This window comes from Achromobacter sp. UBA5777, from assembly GCF_002418565.1.
In the GTDB taxonomy this organism is placed as follows: domain Bacteria; phylum Pseudomonadota; class Gammaproteobacteria; order Burkholderiales; family Burkholderiaceae_B; genus Achromobacter; species Achromobacter animicus.
On sequence record NZ_DIEJ01000313.1, the window covers coordinates 17,116 to 40,389 of the forward strand.

Genomic DNA, 23,274 nt, shown 5'->3' on the forward strand with positions numbered 1-23,274 from the left:
TAGGCGCGGACGCGCGGCGGGCTACGCGCCTCGGCCGTAATACCCCAAAAACATCCCAACCGCTGAATCCGCCACGCGCTCGCGCTCCGCCTTTTTCAGCGGTGGCTGCCCTAGCGTGACCTGCGGCCAGAACGCAAAGCTCTTCACCAGCCCTTCCAATTGGTGGCCCGCAAACCCCGGGTCAACTGCTTTCAGGCGCCCGTCCGCAATCGCCGCCTGAATCCACGCCGTCACCCCACTGCCCTTCTCGTCCATCCGGCAAACAATGTCCTGCGCGCGATCCGGTGAATGGATGATCTCCGCCATGGCGACCCGCGCCAGATCAATAAAGCTGGCGTCGCCCAGCAACTCCAGCTTCTGCATCAACAACTGCCGCAATTGCTGCGCCAGCGGAAGATCGGGGCGGTAAGCCATGTCCACGCTGGCTGCACTGCTGGCCCACAACTGCTCCAGCATCAGCGCGAACAGCGCTTCCTTGCTGGGGAAATGGTTGTAGACCGTACGCTTGGACACGCCAGCGGCCTGGGCGATGCGGTCCATGCTGGTGGCCTCGAACCCCGCTGTGCGAAATTCCTCCACCGCCGCGCGCACGATGTCCTCGCGCTTGCGGTCGGTCAGGCGTTTGGGCGGGCGTTCCTTGGCGGATTCGGGAGCTTTCGTCGACATGGGCGAAATTCTACACCGGACGGTGTACTTTTCCGATTCTGGAAACTACACTGTGCAGTGTAATTTTTTTGGCGCGAGCGGTTTGCCGCCATCGCGCCATCTTCTGAATCTCATGGGAAAACCCGCCGTGACCGTTCTCACCGCCTGCAACCGCCGCGCCTTGCCCCTTTATCCGCAATCCCCCCAACAGCGCGACGGACGCTTCAGCAATCCTCGGCCGCGCCCGGCCATGGGCTTCTGGAAAGGCGTCAAGCTCGCCTGGACCGTCCTCTTTGCCAAGCCCCGCGGCACGGTTCCCGACATCACCATCCCGGTGCGCGCGCTGGACCGCGCAGCCCTGGAAGCCGCCCCGGACCGCAGCCTTTACCGGCTTGGACATTCCACCATCCTCATGAAATTGCGCGGCCGCTTCTGGCTGACCGACCCGGTCTTCTCGGAGCGCGCTTCGCCCGTCCAATGGGCCGGCCCCGCCCGCTTTCACGCGCCACCCATCAGCATCGAAGACCTTCCCCCGATTGCCGGCGTCATCCTGTCCCACAACCATTACGACCATCTGGACCGCGCCGCCATCGCAAAGCTTGCGGACAAGACCGCCCGCTTCATCGCGCCGCTGGGCGTTGGCGACCAACTGGTGGCCTGGGGCATCGACCCCGCCCGCGTCGAACAACTGGACTGGTGGCAATCCACCGACGTCGACGGCCTGCGCCTGACCGCCACGCCTGCCCAGCACTTCTCCGGTCGCGGCCTCACCGACAGCGACCGCAGCCTGTGGGCGTCGTGGGTCATCCAGGACGCCGACCTGCGCGTCTTTTTCAGCGGCGACACCGGCTACTTCGACGGCTTCAAGGCCATCGGCGACGCTTACGGCCCCTTCGACCTAACCCTGATGGAAACCGGCGCGTACGACGAGCGCTGGGCCTTCGTCCACATGCAGCCCGAAGAAACCCTTCAGGCGCACCTGGATCTGCGCGGCCGCTGGCTGCTGCCAATCCACAACGGCACGTTCGACCTGGCGCTGCATCCGTGGGAGCAGCCGTTCGAGCGGATCGTCGCGCTGGCGCAAGAACATGCGGTGAGCCTGGCGACGCCCATGATGGGGCAGCGCGTGGACATCGACGCGCCGGAGGCGGGCACGTTATGGTGGCGCGAGGGCGATGCGGGACGCTCGACGGGCGTGCTTTTGGGTGGGACGCCTTTGGCCTAGCGTCCCCCGCCGCTCGCCCGGGCGATCCTGACCGGCGACCCTGACCGGCGACCCTCAACGGGCGTCTCTACCGAGCGTCCCGCCCGCTCAAACCGCCGGCGAAAGCCGTGTCCCGTCCAGTACAATCCGCGTTTGGCGACGTTGTGATCGCCCCTCTGTCTGGACCCCCTAGCATGTTGCGTCTGTCTGAAATCAAGCTGCCGTTGAACCACACGCCCGAGGAACTGCCCGCGGCAATCCTCAAGAAACTGGGCATTCCGGCCAGCGACCTGAACGGCTTCACCATCTTCCTGCGCAGCTACGACGCGCGCAAAAAGCACAACATCCTGCTCATCTACGCGCTGGATGTCGACGTCGCCAACGAAGCCGCGATCCTCAAACGCTTTCACGACGACCGCAACGTCAAGCCGTCTCCGGACACCGAATACAAATTCGTCGCCCAGGCGCCCGCCACGCTGAGCAAGCGCCCCATCGTCATCGGCACCGGCCCCTGTGGCCTGTTTGCCGGGCTCGTGCTGGCGCAAATGGGCTTCAAGCCCATCATCTTGGAACGCGGCAAGGCCGTGCGCGAACGCACCAAGGACACCTGGGGTCTGTGGCGCAAGCGCATCCTGAACCCGGACTCCAACGTCCAGTTCGGCGAAGGCGGCGCCGGCACGTTCTCCGACGGCAAGCTCTACAGCCAGATCAAAGACCCCAAGCACTACGGCGAAAAGGTCTTGAAAGAATTCGTCCTGGCCGGCGCGCCCGAAGAAATCCTTTACGTCAGCAAGCCTCACATCGGCACGTTCCGCCTGGTCGGCATGGTCGAAGTCATGCGCGACACCATCACCAAGCTGGGCGGCGAAGTCCGCTTTTCCAGCCGGGTTGAAACGCTGCACCGCGAAAACGGCAAGGTCACCGGCGTCACGCTTTCAAACGGCGAACACATCGAAGCCGACCACGTCGTCCTCGCCATCGGCCACAGCGCGCGTGACACCTTCCAGATGCTGCGCGACCAGGGCGTCTTCATGGAAGCCAAGCCCTTTTCCATCGGCTTCCGGATCGAACACCCGCAATCCCTCATCGACCGGGCGCGCTTCGGCCCCAACGCTGGCAATCCGATCCTGGGCGCCGCGGATTACAAGCTGGTGCACCACGCCAGCAACGGCCGCTCGGTCTACAGCTTCTGTATGTGCCCGGGCGGCACGGTCGTCGCGGCTACGTCTGAACCCAACCGCGTCGTCACCAACGGGATGAGCCAGTATTCGCGCAACGAACGCAATGCGAATGCGGGCATCGTCGTGGGGATTTCGCCGGAAGTTGACTACCCCGAGCACGTCCTGGCGGGCGTCGACTTCCAGCGTAAGTGGGAATCGCAGGCTTTCGAATTGGGCGGCCGTGATTACAGCGCGCCGGGGCAGTTGGTTGGCGATTTTCTTCAAGGCAAGGCGTCGACTGAATTCGGCGCGGTGCAGCCGTCGTACACGCCGGGCGTCCACCTGACCGACCTGGCTACCGCCCTGCCCGACTTCGCGATCACTGCGATTCGCGAAGCATTGCCGGCGTTCGACAAGACCATCAAGGGCTTCAACATGCCCGATGCCGTGCTGACCGGCGTGGAGACGCGGACGTCTTCGCCGATTCGCATCAAGCGGGATAACGAGACGCTGGAGAGCATCAACACGCAGGGCTTGTTTCCGGCTGGCGAAGGTGCGGGTTATGCGGGCGGGATTTTGTCGGCGGGGGTGGACGGGATCAAGATTGCCGAGGCCGTGGCGCTGAGCATCATGGGTAGGCAGGGGTAAGGCAGGATCGGCGATGGACCCCACGGAGCCATCGCCGCAAGCGTGGGTTCGGCCCGTTCAGGCCCATTCCAGAATGGCGCTAACAACTCGCGGCGAGACGTACCACCACGGGCCTGCCTTTTACATCGGCATGGCCTTCAGGGCACGCGGCATGATCTCTTAGATGACCGGCTTGGCGATCGGCGCATCGCCGACTTGTCGTGCTTTGCGCCGGAAATGCCGGCAGTCCTGCTCGTCAATCTCGCAAGTCTTAATCGCGGGCCGGCGCGGCAGCGCTTTTAGCACAAAACCTTCAACTTCGCATCATCAATTCGAGCAGAGGTGAAGCCCAAAGCCCATGGATATCATGGAATTCGGACTCGCCAAGGACTAGGGCCATCAGGCCCGGTCCGCGGTTAGGACGAGGGCGTGACTCACGAAAGGCCAGTTGTTGATGTTGCAAAGCAAAAAAGAAGAGATAGCTCCCACTCAGAGTTGCAAAACACCACCGTCATCTAGAAAAAACTGTCCGAACGATTCCCATCGATAGTCACTCACGATCAAGGGGGGGGCATGGACGAATTGCACTCACTCGGCACGTTCTACGCACCAGTCGGGAATCGCAGATCTCAATTCCAGGTCAGTCGAAGATCGTTCATCGGCGCAGTCGCCGGTATTTCCGCCCTTCCATTGCTGATGCGTGCGCCAACCGCCGACGCGGCAATCAAGAAGTCCCGCCCTTGCGCGCCCAGCCTCCGGTTCGACGAGGACAAGCTCCGGCAGGAACTCATCATTACTTGGTATCCGGAGTTGGAAGTCGATCCCTCTCCGTTGACCGACGACCAGCCGCGCTGCGTCGCCTCTACCCTGAAGGACAAGGCACGTTCCTGGCGCTTGGTTGGCAAGGCCTTTGGGCCCAAAGCGCAATTCCAGTTGCGTTGGCTGTCGTCCAGCCCATTCACCTACCGACTCGACGTAGTGAAGGCCCGGTTCGGAGAAATGGATGAAGCTACGCATCAGTTCACTTTCACTCACCTGCTGCCGGAGAAGACTTGGAAAGTCCAGTTGGAGACATTCCTGTGGGGCCGCCGGCAACGGAGCAAACAGCTCGACTTCCGCAACATTTCCAGCACGACCGACCTGGAAAAAGATCAGTCGAAGCTCGATTTCACGGCGTACCCTGAGGGCTCCCCGGAAGATCTGGCCGGCTTCCAGATCGAGGTGGACGCCGGCGACTTACGCGACAGCCTCCGTAAAATTTTCGGCGACCACCTGCAGTTGACTGGTGGGAAATTCGTTTTGGTGCTAGAGCCCAATGGAGTCTGGCGTCTGGTGCCAACGTCCAGTGATACTGCGCGTCAAATTCTTCTAGCCGAAGGGGCTCTCGCGGCGCCAAGGGGACTCGGCATGGCCTGGTGCGAGTTGAATCAGGAAGCCAACGCAGAATCGCCGCCGGTCAACGAGGCCAGCGATGGCATCCCATCCGGAAATGCGGGAAAGGCCAAGGTTGACGTCTCAGGTCGCAAGCTACCGAAACCCACACCGACGGACCCGGTGTTTCTTGCATGGGCGCAGGCCTCAGAGGGTGCGGTAGATTTGGGCAAGGGAAAAGCTCCCTGTGCCAAGCTGAGCGCACGCTCTATCATCAGGCGCGAAGCTGAGCTGGCAAAGCCAACAACAGACCTTTCGGTCGACGCTCCTGCCAGCCTGCAGGCCCAGACCGGCGTCCCGCAAAAGCCGGGCTTCACCGCGCCGCAGTGGCGCTATGAACGGCATGACTGGGCATTCAAGGACGGCCGACATCCCGAGGGCGCCTCCAGTATCCAAGCCGCCTGGGAAGTATGGGTGACCGTCGCGCCCGGCAAACCGGCGTTCGGTCCTCTGCTGGTCGAGGAAGGGGTGCTGAAACGTTCCAAGGCCGGAAATCCCGGCCTGCGTTTCGCCGCTCGGCTGAGGGCGGAGCCATGGTGGTTGACCACTTGTATCGGTGGCCTGTTCGTCCACGGCCGGACACAGGAGGCGTCGGAAACCGGCGCGGTCGCGGTTAACGACCGCACCCACCGCACGTTGATGACCCTGGCCAGCGCTGGCTACGCGGCCCCCCTTTCGTCGCTTGACGTTCCCCTGCTGTTGCGCCGTTGCGATCTGGCTCCCGTTGACTGCGAATTCAGCGATTTCAGATTCGCTGCGACCAGTTTGCGTGCCGTTTACCACAACGACGCTGCCCAAGCCCGCGCAGATCTGCTAGCGTCCAGCAGTTACCTCTGGCTCGGCGCGCCCGAAACGATCGGCGACCTGCCGACGGCCCATATCGATCTGACGCGCGCACGCATTGAGCTTGCACGCACGAGGGACCTGGCGCGGCTAGCCTTCCTGTTCTCCGGACTCCACCTTGATATCGGCGGCAGCAAGGCGTGGATCACTGACACCCGGGCCAGTTGCCGCGTACGGCAGCGCATTGAGCCCGGCCGAGTGGGCTCGGCGAGCGCGCTAGGTGAGCAGGTCGTCCCGGACGATCCGGACGATGCCACGCATCCAATCATTTTGGACTCACGGCCAGTACTGGTGGTCGAATTCTCACCTCAACATGTGTTCGAGGAAGCGATCTTCCGTCCCGGGCCAGCTCCACTGCCGGACGTTGCACTGAAGGCATCGTGCTTTGCAGTGGATGTCCCGCTCCAGGGCAATCCACGACAATTCAGCACGGCCCTACCCCAACTGCTGCGCGAGCTCGAAGCACTCGACGACGATGCGGAAGTCAGGGAAGCACGGAACACCGAGACCCTATCCGAGCTCAAAAGCCGCATTCGCAGTACTTACGCCGACATGAAAATCAAGACTCAGGCGCAAACAGATCCACGCGGACAAGAAGACCAACCCTTTGAGGCATTCTCGAAGCAGTTCAAGCTGGAATTCGAGGCCGTTCTGGCATTGCAGGACGTGTCGAAAGCGGAACGTTGGCCACTGGAGGAGAAAATATACATCGGCGCGGTAGGCCTGCGGCCAGAGATCGCAGCGCTTGCACGTCGGGTTCAGGTCGCAATGAGTAGATCCGCCATCGCATCTTCGCTCGACGCCACACTCCATCGGGCTGCCCATCTGATTGACCTGCTCAAGGGCGCGCAACCGCAGTTAGACAGCACATGGCAAAAGCTTCTCAGGAAACTGCAGGAAGCAGGCCTCCTGGACGATCCGCTCAACCATCCCGGCGGCCCGCTCTCCGACCGGGACAGGGCTCGCTTGGTCGAGCAGATGGCGGGCGCAATTATGCAGGACTACGCCTACTTCCGGGACTTCTACTCGGAATGGATGCTCCGCCAAAAAAATCCCTTGCAACTGCGGGCTGACGACCTGGAATTTTTCAGTCCCACCAACCGATACAAGTTGGATTTCAAAGACGCAAAGGAGGTCAACTCACGCTTCGAGGCGGCGAAGGCCGCCTATGTAGAACGGTTACGATCAGCGGAGCCACCGCCGACGATCATGCGAGCTCGTCTCTCGGGCAGTTCTCGCCTGGCTTTCCATGTGGATTGCGGCAGCCGCCCCGGCGTAGATGTGGAAGAGGGCGATGCCCATTCTGTTGCCCCCCCAGCGGGCACCCGATTGCCCTTCAGCTTTGACGCCCTTACCGACTGGGCGCACTATGACCTCGCGGTAACTCCACGCGCCAGACAGGCGCCCGTGTTCGACGATGGCGGTGCGTTGGTCCGTCGCAACGCTGGGGATTCCGCTGGCATCGAGGACGATTCCACCAGCGCCGACGTCGCGATGCTTAGATCGCTGGGTATACGCAGCGGCCAAACTTCCGACGGCTACCAGCGTCCCGGGCGGATGCGGGACTGGGGTAGCAAACCCCTGCGCACCCTGCAAGAGCGGCTATCCGACGTGGAGTCTTCGCTCACGGTGATCCCGACCAATCTGCAGACTTCCATCGAACTGCCGGCACGCCTGATACTGTCGCCCTCGCAGAAGGCACAGTGGAACACGCGCCGCGCAAAGGTGCCTTGGCCCGTTGTCGCGTGCAATGCGGTTGTACCACTCTGGACCGCCTCCTTGGACGTCAGGACGAACAATCCGCTGGTCCGCGCGGTCGCCTCGCCCGACCTGCGTCCAGAGTTCGTCCGATTTGCCCTGGATCGCACCATGTACACGGCACAGAAAGCCGCGGCGGCGCCGAGCTCGGACAAACCCAAGGCGCTGCACGCACCGACAGGCGGCGCGCCTCCACGCGGGCCGCGCGCTCCGTGGACCATCGGCTTCGAGGAAAGCGATCCCAACACCAGCAGCATCGTCGATCTCTTCGAAGTGACCCGGCCACCCGGTGCGCCCGCGCTGTTGGAAACGGACATCTGCAATCTTCCGGTCGTGCAGAAGCCGGGAGCCATGGAGATTGAGGTCGCTCCCGGCTCCGCTCAGGACCTGCATCCCCTGGTCCGCTATCTGTGCGAACGCAAACAAGCTCGAAACCAATATGCGGAGCACGCAATATTCCGCTCCACGATGGACGCCTACGATCGTCACGAGATTGTGCTGCTCAGTTCAGCCTGGGGACTGCCTGTACGCGGGCGGCGCGAGAAGACAGGTCAACTGCAGGCGGTACGCTTCTCCAGCCAGGCCGAACTGCCGCCGGAGTGGCGATTACTCGATGCTCAGGGAGGGACAGCGGTCTACCGGCCAAGAGCGCTCAAGGTACAGGAGCTCGCGCTGACTGCCCTGGGTGGCACCCTCCGCCACGACAGTGACTTCGTCCCACCTGCAGCGGCGCGGCACATTGTGTATGGCCCGCTGTTCGACTCGTTGTCGGTGGAACGCTGGCAACACTGGACGGTACTCGGCCGCGACGTATTCGCCGAGGTGGTTTACAAGGGCTTTCTATTCCCGTTCGGCCATCGGGCATCGCTAGTCAAGCAAACCGAGCGGGTCTTTCTGAGTCCAAAGGGCGGAGGGCCCGTTCGCGCCTACTTGCGCCAGCGCATGTTTATCCGCGTGGCCAATCGGCATAAGTCCTTCCCCGCCTACGGCCAGCCGAATGGCGGGCGCATGTTCCCAGCGGGCGTAGTGGGCATCCAGACCGAGACCACCCCGGACCTCGTCGATCCGACGGAGGACACAAAGAAAACCGCCGACGACTCGAACGGCTCCGATTACTTGCCATCGCCGGCCGGCCGCCTACGTCCGGAAGAGGCTGGCCTGATGTTCTGGCCGCGCATCGCTCGCCTCGAAGGCGCCGACGTGATATTCGACGTGCAGATCCAGGGCGCGCCGACTCGAGCGAAACTGATTTTTGTCGACAACGTCGCCGCTAACCGGGCGGACATGATGAGTTGGCTGGCGACCTACTACAACAAGCTGGCCTCGCCGGACCTCGACCGGAAACCGAATTCTGCATTTACGCTAGAGCAGCCCGACCTGCGCAAACACCCGCGCACACTCGACCTGCGGGGCGAAACACTGCGCTATTGCGACGAAATCCGGCCCGGAACCACTTCGCACAAGACCTTGTGCTGGACACTCAAAGCGACAGGCGGCGTCGGCGGCCTTCCGCAGAACCAATGGGAAGGTCCGGTCAGCCAGTTCGACGATCCGTTGCTGGAAGGCGCCGACCAACCACCCTTTTTTCCCGCGATCGAAACCAGCCGTATCCGAATCGATCAGGTGGAACGGCTGACCGGCGGGGCACCACAGATTGCGCTTGCTCAGTTCGAGGGTTGGTATGTGCAGAATGGCTTCGAAGTAAGGAAGCTAACCCTAGAAGAGGATTCACTGCAGATCTACCTGGACATCGTCAATACGGTAACCATGGACATGGGCGGCTCTGGAGACCGCAGCGGCGGTGTGCTGCGCCCCTCAGGGCACGTGATCGGGTTGTCGCGCCAGCGTGGCCCCCTGACTGGCAACACGCCCTTACCGGCCGGGAGCATCGACACATTGACCGGCGGGGAGACGGGCCGCTTCCCGCTTTCACCTAAGGCGTCCCCGCCCATCCAGGGGCTGAGAGGCCAGGCCAAAATGCCCGCGCCTGATCCAGCGTTTGCCAAGCAGGCCTTCAAGACGTTCTTTAGCGACTCCGGCCCAATGCAAACTAAAATCCTTGGGCTGGTCACCGTCGGCAGCCTGCTCAAATGCCTTGACATTACGGATGCGACGCGGGAACTTCCCCATCTGCAGGAAGCGTTGGAGTATGGGCTGGGCGGCAACGATATCGGCATTGAAGGACTGCATAGCGCAGTCGTGCAGCCTCTCCACAAAGTCGTCAGAGCTCTGGTTGACGATTGGCGAAAAGCCGGAGATCGGCTAAAGCTCTCGCTGCCCGGCGTCGTCACCGGCATGCACGATGTGTTTCCCGACGTTGACTCCGCGCTCAATGATTTGCTGGATGCGCTTGCCACGACCGCCGGCGCCAACAATACCGAACTCTTCGCGTCGCTGTCGAGCATCTACGAATGCGGACGGCGGCTTATGGATGCCTGCTCAAGAGTGGCGACCAATCCGCTGGAATACCTGCAATTGGCTGTGCAGGAGAAGCTAGCCGATCTGACCACCCAGTTGGGCAGCTTCAGCGCCGCATTCGATACAAAGATAATCGAGCGTGTCCAGCGAATCCACGGCGACCTGGTATCGGTCGACTTGCAGGCCCCCCTGGTAGCCGCCATCGTTGCGCCGCTTGGCGCGGCGCAGACAAAGCTCCAGGAATTAGAGGACGGCCTGGACAAAGACAAGGAAGCCTTTGCGGCCATAGAGCAAAGCATGCAGGACTTGCAGGCTACCGCCGGCTCGTTGGCCGGCATCCTGCGCAGCGACATCATCGCAGCCATCGCGCCGACAACCACCAAGGGCGAGCTACGCAAGCCCGCCCAGCAACAGGCCCTGGACATCGTCGACAAAGGCCTGGCTACAGTCGACCAGGCCCTCGGCAAGGCACGCACGCGGCTGGAAGAACTATCCCTAGGTAAGCCTGGATCGGCTGAAACGAACATCATCAGCGGTGTCTCCTACCTAAAGCAGGCGCAGGAACAGATAGCCGCCGCCCGAGATGAACTCCGAAATACCGCAGCACTAGCACGCGCCAGTTATGGCAAGACTGTTGCATATCTAGCCCGGCTGCTGGCAGTTGGCGATGCTCTGTTTCGGCTACGCGCCGACACGGCAGGTTTGGTTGTTCGAGTGCCACAGACGCTGCACGAATTCCTGCTGCTATGGCTAGGTCCGCGTCTGCCTAAACTTCCACCGCCAGATCAGGCGAGGACATTTATCCGCAAGCTCATGCATCCAGTGCAGGACGGAGCGAAAGGCGTAATCGACGGCATCGCAGATACAGCTGCTGCCGAGCCGCAGCCAACTCTGCCGCCGAAAGACGGAAAATTCCAGATTCCAACAGACTGGAAAGCGCCCGGCGAGAATCACAGTCTGGTCAATGCAATGCTCCAGATCGCGCGGACGGTGGAAAAGCACGTAGCGGACCCAGCATTGCCCGACACGGCGCGCCAGCCGCTTGCTAGGTTGGGCCACGACGCGCTCGAGGCACAGATACAGCTGCATCGCGCCGCCGTGGGCATGGCTCTCGCCATCCGGGGTCTAGACGATTTCATCGAAACCCACATACAGGAGTCGCTGCAAAAGATCGATGCGGCTTTCCACTCCCTCGAACGGGTCGGCGTGGCCGCCGATGCCAGCTTGCGCACGATTGTTGACGACTTTGCCTCCGTCGACATTTCCGCGAAGGTCCGCGAGCACCTCGAATCGCCCATTCTCGCGTTGTGCGAGCGGACCTTGCGTTGGTTCCAGGGCATCAACTCGACGCTGCTGACCGCCTTGGAGCAGCAGGCGACGCAGGACGCAGTATGGAAGGAACTACTCGCGCCCTGGATCCGGCTTGCCCAGACCTACGACCAAAAGATCAGAGACGTCGTCCAGCTCGCAAGACATCACCCTTCGGAATGGCTCGCAAAGCCGCATAATCTCATTCCGGAATTGCCCGTTCCCGAAGGCGCCATGACGGCGACAGGCGCACAGGCGGTGACGGCAATGCAGCGCTTGCTGGCGGACCAGGTGGCCGCCCTGCGTGCGAGTCTGGCCGAACCCGGCGAGCAGGCTGTGGCGGCCCTGATGGCGGCCTTCGCTCCGGTGCTTCCGCTCTACGAGGCCAACTATTCGGCACTGGCAAAAAAGCGCGCCTCCGCCTTCACAAAAGCGGCGGAAACCCCTGCGACACTGGTTCTGCCCGCACTCCTGGTCAAGGTCGACAGCACGGTGGTCTTCTCGCCCAACATCGCTTTGACCAAAGAAAATACAGACGCCAGCCAGCCCGACCGCGACCAACTGCATTGGGACTTGGTATCGCTGCAGGCTCTTCTCAATTACGGCGGTGCGCCTATTCCTGCTCAGCACCGCGCACAGGCGATGCGTTTCCTGGCTTACCTTAGCCAGGGCTGGTCCAATGGCCAATCCACTCCCCTGCGCATCCTCAACCAGATGCAGCGGATCGCTCTGGAAGAAGTTCGGGCAAAGCTGGTTGGCTTGTTCAATTTCTCCGCGATTCGCGAGGAGATCGAAGAACGGATCAAACTTCTGATTCCCTCTGCAGCTACGCTGTCCTATGACTTCCGGACGACCATCCAAGCCGGCGCGTCGGAGATCCCGCCAAAAGTCTTCCAGCCCAAGGAGGGCTGCGCGCTTACCGTGCGCACCCGATCACGTATCGACCTACGCGCGCTGGCCCCACCGACGTTCGAGTCCGTGGGTGAGTTGGGTGCCTTCGACATCCAACTGTTCAGCGACTTCGACGCGATCACCATTCACTTCAAAGGCATTCGCTTCACGTCCACCGGTGGCGCAACTACCTGCGACCTCCAATACGGCGGCTTCACCCTCGGCGCTAAGCTGAACTATCTAGCGCAGTTGACACCGCTCTTCGGCTCGCCAGCGGGTAGCGGCTTCTACCTCAAACCAATGAACACCGGCATCGGACTGGAAACCGGATATAAGTTGAATCTAGGCATGGTCACCATCGGCAATCTGGCAATCTTCAATGTGTCGCTGAATGCCGCCGCACGTTTGCCCTTCGACAACCAGAAGGCCACCTTTATCGCCTCGCTGTCACGCCGCGACTCGCCATTCACCATCGCCATCGCGCCTTACGGCGGTAGCGGCTTCTTCTTGCTAGAGGCCGACACCCAGGGCATCGTCAGCTTCGAAGCCTCCTTCGAGTACGGCGGCGCAGGAGCCTTCTCCTACGGACCACTGCAGGGCCATGGGCGGCTGATGGTCGGCGCCTATATCCGCAGCACGCGCACATCCACCGAAATCTACGCCACCTTTTACGTTGGCGGCTCGGCTTCTATCTGGATATTTAACTTTGGCGCATCCCTATACGTAAACGCCACGCAACAGGACGGGAAGATGGTCGGCTCAGCCACTTACGCCTTCTCCTTCTCCATGGGCATCGTCGACTATGACTACCAGGTGACCGTCGACGTGAAGCTGAAGTTCGACGGCAGCAGCGCAGAGGAAGATGAGAAGGCAAAATCTCAATCCACGCCTTTGGGTATGGAGTCGATCCGACTGGCCTCGCTCGACACCTCTGGCATGCCGATCGAAACTGTCAGTGATAGCCCGGCGCATCCGCTGTCGCTGGCAAGGGCGAAGCCAATCCTAGAGCCTCCTGCGCCAGCGCGAGCTCAACGAAGGATAGACACCCGCTGCCAAACTCTGGATTGGGCGGCTTACTCCCGCTATTTCGACCTTTCAATGGGCTCGCGCCTGGAGGACTTTTGACATGGATTTCAAAGGGATTCCGAAACTTGTCGCATCTGGCGTAATACGGGCTACGCCGCCGGGCCGCCGTCTGCGGGTGACCCTGATGCTGTCACCCACCATGGGGAAAGACGACTTGCCAAACTTGCCAGGTAAGCTGATTCAATCTTGGCTCGATGAAAAGTGGGTGATCCTGCTGAAAGTCGCCCAGGTGCGCATCAGCGGCGGCGAATGCGCGGACTCCTTCCAGGCCGCCATCGCGGCCGCAGTGGACGTTGAGGCCTGTTGGAGCGGTGGTGCCGCCGCATGGAGAAACGCTCACCAGCGCGACATCGCCGCACTAAACCAGCTCTGGGCAGATAGCTTCAGGGACAATTGTGGAAATGTCATTCCGGATCCCTGGGACGAACTCGCTGCATTGCTCACTGCGTCCAACGGCGGCAAGGGGTTGCAGGCGGGCAGCGGCCTGACGCAGAAGCCTTCACCCACATCGCCGCCCTCGCCGGATGCTGCGACAGTCGAAGCGATCCTCCCTTCGCGCCAGAGCGATCTCGCCCTACTGCTCGAAAGCGAACGAGCGTTGGAAACAAGCGCCACCGTGCGATGGGCGCGTGGCGAGTTTCTTTCCTGCGCGGCAGAGGAAGCACGTTGCCTCGCCCGCATCGCCGCGCCGCCGGTACTGGATTCCCAGCAAAAGCTCGTGAATGATGCAAGAGCGCGATACAAGGCAGCGCAAACTGCCGTTGACGATCAGTACCGATGCTTGGCCGACACCGAGGGCATGCCGCAAGCGCGGTGGCTCGTCGCCCCAGCATCTCTCGATAGCGACCGGGCAGACCTTACCGGGAAAATTCCGAGTGCTGTGCAGTCGTACACAGATGCGAACGTGCCCGAAAACGCCACTACCGAAATCCGAAGCAAACAGGCTGAGTGTGCACGTTTGAAGCAAGACAGCATCGCCCAGTGTTACTTTGCCATCCAGGGATCGCCGGCATTGTCCCGCCTGTTCGGATTAACCGTGGACCTGGAGATCGACCCAGAGAAACTCGAAGAAGCGTTGCGCCTGCATGGGGCCACTTCCGACCCATGCATGGTGGCGCACCTACTGCTAGGGTTCCCTCGCGCCGATCCGAAAATTCCAGACATCTGGACATTAGCGCGCTATCGACCCGCGGGCGCCATGCACTTCCTTCCGGGCAGCCGGCTCGAGTTGCAGATGTTCGGCGATACAAAAAAGCTCCACCCCGCCGCTTCGCAGTACGAAGGCGTGCTGGTACTCGGCCAGGATCTCAATGTCGCCGATGATCAGAATGTCAGCCGCTTCATGCTGACCAGTCTGGATGTGCCACGCGCCACGAATGGCGCCATCGACCGGATTGTGATGGGCACCAAGCAGTCAAGATCGGCAGCGACCGGTGATTCAGATGTCGCGCCGCCGCCTATAACCCGGAGGTCAAGCGATTGTGCCCGAAAGACGCACTCGACCGCCGGGCTGGTGCTGCTGGACCGGGGCCGGCTGGAGCAAGCCACACTGCAGTTCGCTGCACGGGTCCATCACGCCACCCAGATCGACAAGCAAGAACATGTCGTGCTTGACTCGAACGACTTGTTGATCGGCTACCGGATTGACGTGGGGGTCCCGCTCAAGCCGAAACGCGGGAACGGAACCAGCGCTGCAGTCACTTGGCGCAGCCTGATGGCCCGCAACATCGAGCACGGCACCTTCGGCATTAGCGCCAGGCTCGTGCGGGAGAAGGTGCACTTATTGATGGGGAGTGGCGCGTCCGGCAAGACGGAATCCTGGCAACGGACCCTGGACGACGTCTATCTCAGCTTGCCGATTCGGATCGTCAAGCCTGATAAAGGGAGTTCGGCTCCGCCAGGGGAGAGAATCGCATATGTCGAAGAGATCGTAGCAGTGTGGACGGGGGAGCCCATGGCGGCCCAGTGCGCCGGCGATGCCACGCAGAAAAAAACCAACGCGATCGTCGGTGCCGGCGAGACTATCTCTCTACCCGAAGCCCGACTGGATTCAGACCGTGTGCCGCCTCCCCTGCGCTTTGGCTGGCCCTACCGCGTGGGTGTACGCGCCGTCTATGCTGGCGGCATTTCACTTCCTCTTGTTGACGCTCGGCGACTGTACGACGCAGAGACCGACTGTCCCGCGGAATGTCTGCTCACGTTGCCGTCGCCCCAAGAGAACCGTTCCGGTATCCGCAGATTCACCCGCCACGAACGGATCTCCGCCCCCTATCTGCTATTGCATGAGAATATTGCACAGCCAACCACCCCGCCCCCACTAATGGGATACCAGCACGCCGGGCATGCCGTTGTGCGCAGTGGCCTTGGCAAAATCGCGCCTGACCGTGACCATCCGTCCGAGACTCAGCGCATCTTCGTACCTCCCTCAGTCGAGATGCATTTCGCGGCGATGCATGGCGTATTCGATGACAACACCCAAGATCGGGAGCCCCCCGACGGTCTGCGGGGCGTCGATTTCGACGCTGCGAACGGCGGCTTTCCTTTTGTCTCGTCACAGTCCGTCGAAGGCGTGAATGGCCAGGCATTCAACAAGCCGCGAACCATTCGCATGCCCGCTTCGCAGTCCAGCGACCAACGCGGGGATGCGGTCTATCGCGAAAATAAAAAGCGGACACCACGTTTGGGACCCCGGCGCTTCTACCCCGACCCAGCAGCAGATTATTGGGTGGTGGCGGTAAGGTTCGCCGGGACCCAACACTATCTAGATGGCAACTCGGTCACCAAACCGATGCGTGGACCCGGGATGGCTTATCCGCATTGCCGACCACTGACGCTGCGCATCGTACGCAACAAAACCCCTCGTCCCCAGCTTCGTTTACCCACTCTGGACGAGGTAATTACGCTGGCGTCCTCCCCCTCCGGTAAATGGCCGGTGACGAACTGCATTGAGCTGGTAGTAGCGCTCGCTCCGGGCGAGGATTTCGAAGTCGACGTCTGGTGCATGCCAAGCAAGAAGAACCTGGCAGACCTCTTCGCGACGGTCGAAAGCATTGGAACCCTGGCCCTACAACAGGCGCGTAAGGGCCAACCCCGAGAAACGAGAATTGAGCCTCCGGCCTTTCTCGAGGCATTGCGGGGCCTCCTGTCCCCAGATCAAGCCACTATCCAGGACATGACGGCGGTGCTAGCTCACGCGAACTCTTTGCCAACCGCGACCAACCCGCAGGCGACGCAGGGCAACGATGGGGTTGGCGGCCTACCTGCTCCCGGGCGGGCCGCTCGCATGGCTATCGCCGAAGCCCTTTATGAAACCCTGAGCCGGCGTCCAATCGATGAAATTGCCGCAGTGCAGACAATCCGGACGACCCATGCGACCGAGCAGCCTTGGCAGATGCCCATCTTCGGCTCCAAGGAAGACCAGCGCCGGCCGTTCATTTTCCGACCGCAACCGAACATCGCGCCGATGGACAATTCCGTCACTAATCTTGCCGGTGCGACATCCACGGACGCATTTGCCGGGCATAAACGCGACGTGAGCGTCAGCGAACCCGAGTACATCCTAGCAGGGGACTTGCTTGTCGATCTCCCAACCACTGGAGCCATCGAGATCCGGGCGAATGCCGCTTGCCCAACTAGCGCGACCTTCGACGACCCGCGACGCGGACGCAGCACGCGCGACCGGCGCAACGGCGATTGGCCAGGGCAGCGACAGTCCGAGCCGCTTTCCACGCGAGAAGTTTTTGGTTTTGACGTAGCCGGAGATGGACGTGTCGATTTCCCTCGGCCCGATATTCTGCTGCTGCGCATTGAAGACCTTGTCCTGCCGTCTCCCGACGTACCGTTGCCCTACGCTGAGGGCCGATGGCTCATCGCGCTGGAAGGACTAACCGGAGTTCCGGGTCCCAATGTATGGGGACGTGTCGTGGAACGCTACATCTTTCCGGACCGCAAGGCGCGCCGTCTGATGCTTCATGTGTTCGCCCGCACGCGGCACGAAGAGCTGATGCGCACTGCCAGCGCCGAAGCCCGGCCTGGCGGATGGCTGCGCCCGGGCCAGGAGCTACCAAGGCCGAAGGATCCAATATCCCTAGGGACGCCGATCGACGTCTGGCTGCCGGCGGGCATTCGCCCGTCGGAGCCTATCGCGCAAACACCCATTCCGGCCTTCGTGTGGGAAAATCGGACCTCCTACATTCAACGTAGAGTATTGGTCCGGATCCCGCTCGACCGGGGATGGTTCTCCTCTGGCGAGGGTGAGATGCTGGGCGTGGTGATTTGGCCACCGCACTCTCTCGACGGGATTACCGAACTTTCGTCACAAACCGGGGGGCAGCCTTCGCTGCCCGACTTCACCGACGAAGACCTCGGCCCCGGCGGACGCTTCGTGACGCGCTGGGGTAGCGATCCGACCAAGCTTGTAGACCCCGACGCTCCGACGGATTCAACGCTCCCCGGCTTCCTACCCCCCTCTGCCTTCAAGGACCTGATTCAGCAGGCTCCCTTGGGCAGTTTCGCTGCACGGCTGGAGTCCCTCGTCACAATGCCAATCCGGGTCGAGCCGGCCACCGGCACGGCCAATCCAGATATCGAGTCGCCCACGCTCGACGTTTCTCTGGTGGCTTACGAACCGCGTTTCGACATCGAAACTGAGCAGTGGTACGTCGACATGTCCATCGAACATCCGTTCGAGGCACAGCCATTCGTGCGACTAGGCTTAGTGCGTTTTCAGCCCAACGCGCCCCGGAAACTGCAGGTTTCCTATCCGGTGACGCAGTGGATTCAACTGCTTCCCGTACGCAGCGCTTGGCTCACCACTGAGATGGTAGAGGATCAGCTTACCGCCCACGTCACCGTACACGGGCTGGCATCGGCGCAGGCTCTCACTTGTCCAGCGAATGAGTTGGTCGCTACACGGTTCTGGGCATACGCTATGAGCGAGTACAAGAACGATGCCGGCCTGCTTTGCAGACGCATTATGCCGGCTCGCCCCATGGAGGAAGTCACGATTCCGCCCGACAACGACGCCAGCCTCTACGCAGGGCCGTGTCGGCAATGGAAGCTGGCCATAGACATCACTTCTCTTCTAACCGACAACCCGCATCCGGATGCTACGCATTTCGTATACGTCGAGGAACGCGAAGCCTACCTACCCGCCACCTATGGCCGGGAACCCGTAGATGCACAGGTTGCCGCCGCAGGCCCGGGGCTGCCCGAGGGACTGCATGTCGAAGGCGGGCCGCGCTTCGCTGTGCGCCTGCCCCTAAACCTGCCCTGCACTCCGGGAAATTGGGTCAACCGAAGGCCTTGCACGATACCAACACCATACCCCAGTTAACACAATTTGAAGTCGAAGGAAAACGTGCCAACTTTCCTCGAATCTCAAGGAGAAAACTTGATGAATGCCTCAAGACTTCGTTGGGCGGCGCTGGCAATAAATATGATCTGCGCTTCCGCATATGCCGACCCCGGTTTCGTGCTGTCGCCAACCGGTCAGGCGACTGGCAATACATGCCAGTCCTACGCATTGGGCGTGGCCCTCGCCTTCAAAAGGGATCCATTGTTCAAGGTCAATACGGCTGCTGAACTCAGGAGCGTCGAGCTAGGCATCCGCGAGGAAATCAAGAAGGTTTCGGGCACCAATGATGTCTCGCATGATCACATCAAGCAGGGATTCGATGCCTACACCAAAGGTATTTACAAGCTCACATTCAAGGACGTGACGATTCCGGATGTGGGCAGCGAAGCGGGCAGACGTTCCGGCATTACGTCCGCGGCGCTCGTGCCGGCTAATTTCCTACTAGGTGCAGTAGTCAAGGACGTGGTGCTCGCCTCTGCAACACGGATCGACGCGAATCCGTACGGCAGTGGGCATATCTTCACCGTCCTAGGTGCGGACGGGCCACCGAATTCCGGTCAGAGGCTGTTAATCCTGAACAGCGCGGTCAAGGTCAAGGACAAGACGCGGAACACCTGTACCGATGGCGTGCCGGACGATCCAGGCCCCTATACCGCCGAGCTGTCGTGGAAATCGATCAGCGACATCAACTTCAAGCCCTTTGGAGGCAAAATCAGGCTCTGGTTTGTGGAGAAGTCCTAAGGCGAGTCCGCCCGCGCAACTGCGCAGGTTGAGCGCCTGCTCCGGTCCCGTATAACGCGAACTCGTCCACGTTTACATACGGGCAATGCCCCTTCCCCCAATCGCCTCATTGCAAAAAAAAAGGCGCAGGCAGTTCTCTCGGCGGTGACCTCTTCTTGGTCACCGCGGCACATCGTTCCCTTGGAACAAGAGGACGCACGATCTGCAGTTCAGAATCATCAGCTTGTGGGGAACGGCTCCGTTGTTTACGGACGTCGCGAATCGATCGTGCCCTCACCGGGCCGCTCAGGCTTGCTGCGCACGTCGATCACTGCAAGGCCTTCGCTTCGCAATGCGCGAACATCAGCACGAGACAGCAATCAAAGGAACATGCCGCCGCGCACCGAATGACGCGTACTCGAGGCAAAATGACGATCTGAATGACGCCATGAAGCCTGGGCCTCCGGCTTGCCGAACTGATAGTGCACCGTGCGCTGGGGATCATCGAACCCGCGGCAACGCTACGCAAGCGAGCCAGCGATGCCCTGTGCTTGCAAGCCCGGCCGGGTTGTCTTGACCGATCCGCGCACGGCAGCCTACTCAGACGGCCGCGTCTGCGTCAAACCCGTCGGCGGCCCGTCTATGGCGGTCCAGCCCGCATCCACCGCCAGGCTGCTGCCCGAGATATAGCTCGCGGCATCCGACGCTAGAAACGCCACCGCAGCGCCCACCTCGGACGGCTGTCCCCAGCGGTTCAGCACAGTGTGGCCGGCGTAGGTGTTGTAGATCTCGGGACGTTCCTTTAGCGGCTCGGTCAGACGGGTCTCGATGATGCTCGGCATCACCGCGTTGACGCGTACGCCGTAGCTGCCGACCTCAGCCGCGAACGCCTTGACCATCTGCTCGATGCCCGCCTTTGTCGCCGCATAGATGCCCAGACCGGGCTCGATCGTCACGGCGCGCATCGACGAGCACAGGATCATGCTGCCCGCGCCCTGCTTCATCATTGGCCGGCCGAAGTGCCGCATGAAGTGAAACGCGCCGCGCAGGTTCAGGTTCACCACCTGCTCGAACTCTTCTTCCGTGTAGTCCACGATGAGCTTGCGGATGTTCAGCGCCGGCGTTGCCACCGCGATGTCGATCCTTTTTTGCTCATCCAAAACGCTGGCGGCCAACTGCGCGATGGACTCGCCACTGGCGGCATCGGCCTGCATCCAGTTGGCCGCACCGCCGCCGTCGATGATCTGCTGCGCCGTCGTTTGCGCGCCCTCCTCGTCGCGGTCCGCGCACATCACATAGGCGCCCATCGCGCCCAGCGCGTGCGCCGACGCCTGACCGATGCCGGAAGCCGCGCCCAGCACGACGGCGATTTTTCCTTGAAGACTGAAGAGTTGGGGATAGTTGGTCATGAAACTTAGATGAAAACTGTTATGGATGCGGATCGCACGCCGGAACCATCCGGCTGGCCTATGGCCCCGACGCTTGGCTATTATCCTTGCATGACCCAAGCCCCGCCCATCGCCATCGCGACTCAGATCGATGACGCCAGACGCGTCATCGACCGCCATCTCGGAACCCGCCTTGCCGCCATCCATCTGTTCGGCTCCGCCGTCGACGGCGGGCTGCAACCACACAGCGATATCGACCTGCTCGTCACCGTGACCGAGCCGCCCGACGCGGCCACGCTCCGTGCGTTGGCGACCGAACTGCTGACGGTCTCCGCGCCACCGGGCCAGTCGCCCAGTTTGCGCGCACTTGAAGTCACCGTGATGACGCTTCAGCAAGTCGTGCCTTGGCGCCACCCGGCCCGCCGAGAGCTTCAGTTTGGCGAATGGCTGCGCAAAGACTTACTGGCGGGCATCGTGGAGCCGCCCATGCAAGACCACGACCTCGCCATCGTGCTGACAAAGGTGTTGGGCCACAGCATTCCGGTCTTCGGCCCGCCCGCCGACCAGCTTTATGACGCCGTTCCGCGCCAAGATCTGATGCGCGCATTGCTCGACACCGTTGCGCAGTGGAACCAACCAGAGGATTGGGCGGACGACGAGCGAAATATCATCCTGGCGCTGGCGCGCATCTGGTACACGGCTGTGACGGGAGAAATCGCTTCAAAGGCGGACGCGGCGGCGTGGCTGCTGGCGCGGATCGAACCGCAATTTCGGCCGATCCTCAACCACGCGCGGGCGATTTATCTTGGGCAAGCGCCGGACGATTTGGCGCAGCGGCATGCGAACGAAACCGAGGCGTTCATCACTCACGCACGTCGAGTCATCGAGGGTCTTTGCTCCGCCCATTAACAGCGGAACCGGCGCATGCCATTCATTGCGCCCCGCGTCTTCGGGAGCTAAGCTGGCCGCTGGCATCGCTGCTAAAAGCGCAGTGCGAGTGCAGGCAACACGGCGTGCCGCCTGCCCACTATGTTCGGTGCAGCGGCTGCCAAACCTGCACATCAAGTCGCAGATTCGGAAGCCGGTCAGTTACTGCTGCGAAGAACCGATCTGGAGAACCGAAGCGTCACGCTGCATATAGCGGTTCCTGATCTGGCTAAGAATCGGATTGCCCACATTCTCCGCCTTCGGCGCAGTCAAGCTGACGACCGCCGCGCACAGCTTGCCAGCCTGGACGGTACGTCCCTTCACATCGGCCTGCACCGCCGCTGCCATGCCCTGCTTCCACGCAGCGCCAACACCATCGACCGCCTGCTGAGCGGCGGCGCAATCTGCGTACGACAAAGCAATCACAACCGCCGGCGCATCCTTGACCTGCACATCGGCAATGATGCCCCCAAAGTAAGGCGGAATGCCGCGCCCGCTGGACGCCGCGGCCGCCTGAAGCTTCTGCTTCGAGCTATCCAGATCGCCGGGCGATCCCGACAACACCTTGGCCGGATCGACCCCTTGCAGACCAAACACCGGCGAAATGACGGCCGCTTGCACGATCCTGCCGCCTTCCGAAGGCACGGCTTCCTTCAACCCGGCCACCGCAGCCGCCACGATCTCGCTGTCCGCAACGGACGGCGCAGTCTGGGACAGCGTCTTCATTCCCGTCGGCCCTGCCGCCTGCACCAACGCCGTATCAAGCGGCAAGACAAACGTAGGCATGCCCATCGTACCCCGCCATGGCTGTTGCCCGGTGGCTTTGGTCAGGTCGGGCTTGTTGGGCTCGCCGTTTGCCAACAGGCCAGCCACATCGCTTTCCACCGGTTTGAACTCAGCCTGCTTCAGTCGATCCACAAACTTCGCCGCGGCTTGTTTGTCCTTCAGCCCCCAGTAGGTGACATTGCTGGGCGACTGGCCAAATCCGGCGAAATAGGACAACTCGTCGAACGGGATATGCGCGCTATCGGACCACTTGTCCAGACCGTGACCAATGGATTGAAGCGGAGTGATTGCCTGGGCAATGGACAACCGACGCATGGCGTCGGCGGTGGGTCCGGCTTTCTCAAGGCCCCGCCAGCCTTGCACGTCAAGGAAAGATATCTGTATCGCTTCAGGGGCGCTCAACACCACCTGCGGTACTTGCTTCAAGGCCTGCTGTAAGGTTTGCGTGCTGTCCCGTGCAGCCACCGACGTACCACTAACAGTCATCAAACCAAGTGCAAGGGCCTTTAAGCGCATCCGATATCTCCTGTTGGTTGTCACCTAAATGAGATCGCGCAGTATATCAATGGTCTGGCATCATTAAAAAGCGAACGGCCGTGTGCCTGGCACGCTCCTATCATGCCGTTCAGAATCACACAAATGTTGTCGTTGACGAGATGCAATAGCCACTTCGTATAGGAGGACACAAGAAGTTCCAGTTGCCCGGCTGATACCTCAAATCATCGA

Annotated in this window: 9 protein-coding genes; 6 read left to right on the forward strand and 3 right to left on the reverse strand. The window is 61.5% G+C overall.

The window, feature by feature from the left end; all coding sequences use genetic code 11:
* Positions 1–21 precede the first annotated feature (21 nt).
* Positions 22–666, reverse strand: a complete 645-nt coding sequence (locus tag B3446_RS26955; RefSeq protein ID WP_291387088.1) for a TetR/AcrR family transcriptional regulator — start codon at positions 664–666, stop codon at positions 22–24.
* Between the two features lie 112 nt (positions 667–778).
* Here B3446_RS26955 and B3446_RS26960 point away from each other — a divergent pair, with 112 nt between their 5' ends.
* The 5 genes from B3446_RS26960 (at position 779) to B3446_RS26980 (ending at position 19,468) form a co-directional block, all read left to right on the forward strand.
* Positions 779–1,870 carry an MBL fold metallo-hydrolase gene (locus B3446_RS26960; protein WP_409558255.1) on the forward strand — a complete coding sequence of 364 codons (1,092 nt, stop codon included), beginning with the start codon at positions 779–781 and terminating at the stop codon, positions 1,868–1,870.
* 173 nt (positions 1,871–2,043) lie between these two features.
* Positions 2,044–3,657 carry an NAD(P)/FAD-dependent oxidoreductase gene (locus B3446_RS26965; RefSeq protein ID WP_291387092.1) on the forward strand — a complete coding sequence of 538 codons (1,614 nt, stop codon included), beginning with the start codon at positions 2,044–2,046 and terminating at the stop codon, positions 3,655–3,657.
* Positions 3,658–4,209: 552 nt separating this feature from the next.
* Positions 4,210–13,410 (forward strand): hypothetical protein, encoded by a 9,201-nt coding sequence (locus tag B3446_RS26970; RefSeq protein ID WP_291387094.1) that lies wholly within the window; start codon positions 4,210–4,212, stop codon positions 13,408–13,410.
* 1 nt (position 13,411) lies between these two features.
* The gene (locus B3446_RS26975) at positions 13,412–18,706 is read left to right on the forward strand and encodes a hypothetical protein (RefSeq protein WP_291387095.1); all 5,295 of its coding nucleotides are present in this window, start codon (positions 13,412–13,414) and stop codon (positions 18,704–18,706) included.
* A gap of 60 nt (positions 18,707–18,766) precedes the next feature.
* A complete protein-coding gene (locus tag B3446_RS26980) occupies positions 18,767–19,468 on the forward strand; it encodes a hypothetical protein (RefSeq protein ID WP_291387097.1) in 702 nt (233 codons plus the stop codon).
* Between the two features lie 575 nt (positions 19,469–20,043).
* On the opposite strand, the gene B3446_RS26985 is transcribed toward B3446_RS26980, so the two are convergent.
* Positions 20,044–20,856 (reverse strand): SDR family NAD(P)-dependent oxidoreductase, encoded by an 813-nt coding sequence (locus B3446_RS26985; protein ID WP_291387099.1) that lies wholly within the window; start codon positions 20,854–20,856, stop codon positions 20,044–20,046.
* Positions 20,857–20,946: 90 nt separating this feature from the next.
* Here B3446_RS26985 and B3446_RS26990 point away from each other — a divergent pair, with 90 nt between their 5' ends.
* Positions 20,947–21,744 carry an aminoglycoside adenylyltransferase family protein gene (locus B3446_RS26990; protein ID WP_291387218.1) on the forward strand — a complete coding sequence of 266 codons (798 nt, stop codon included), beginning with the start codon at positions 20,947–20,949 and terminating at the stop codon, positions 21,742–21,744.
* Positions 21,745–21,924: 180 nt separating this feature from the next.
* On the opposite strand, the gene B3446_RS26995 is transcribed toward B3446_RS26990, so the two are convergent.
* Complete coding sequence (locus tag B3446_RS26995) at positions 21,925–23,064, reverse strand: hypothetical protein (RefSeq protein WP_291387101.1); 1,140 nt, start codon at positions 23,062–23,064, stop codon at positions 21,925–21,927.
* Positions 23,065–23,274: the final 210 nt, after the last annotated feature.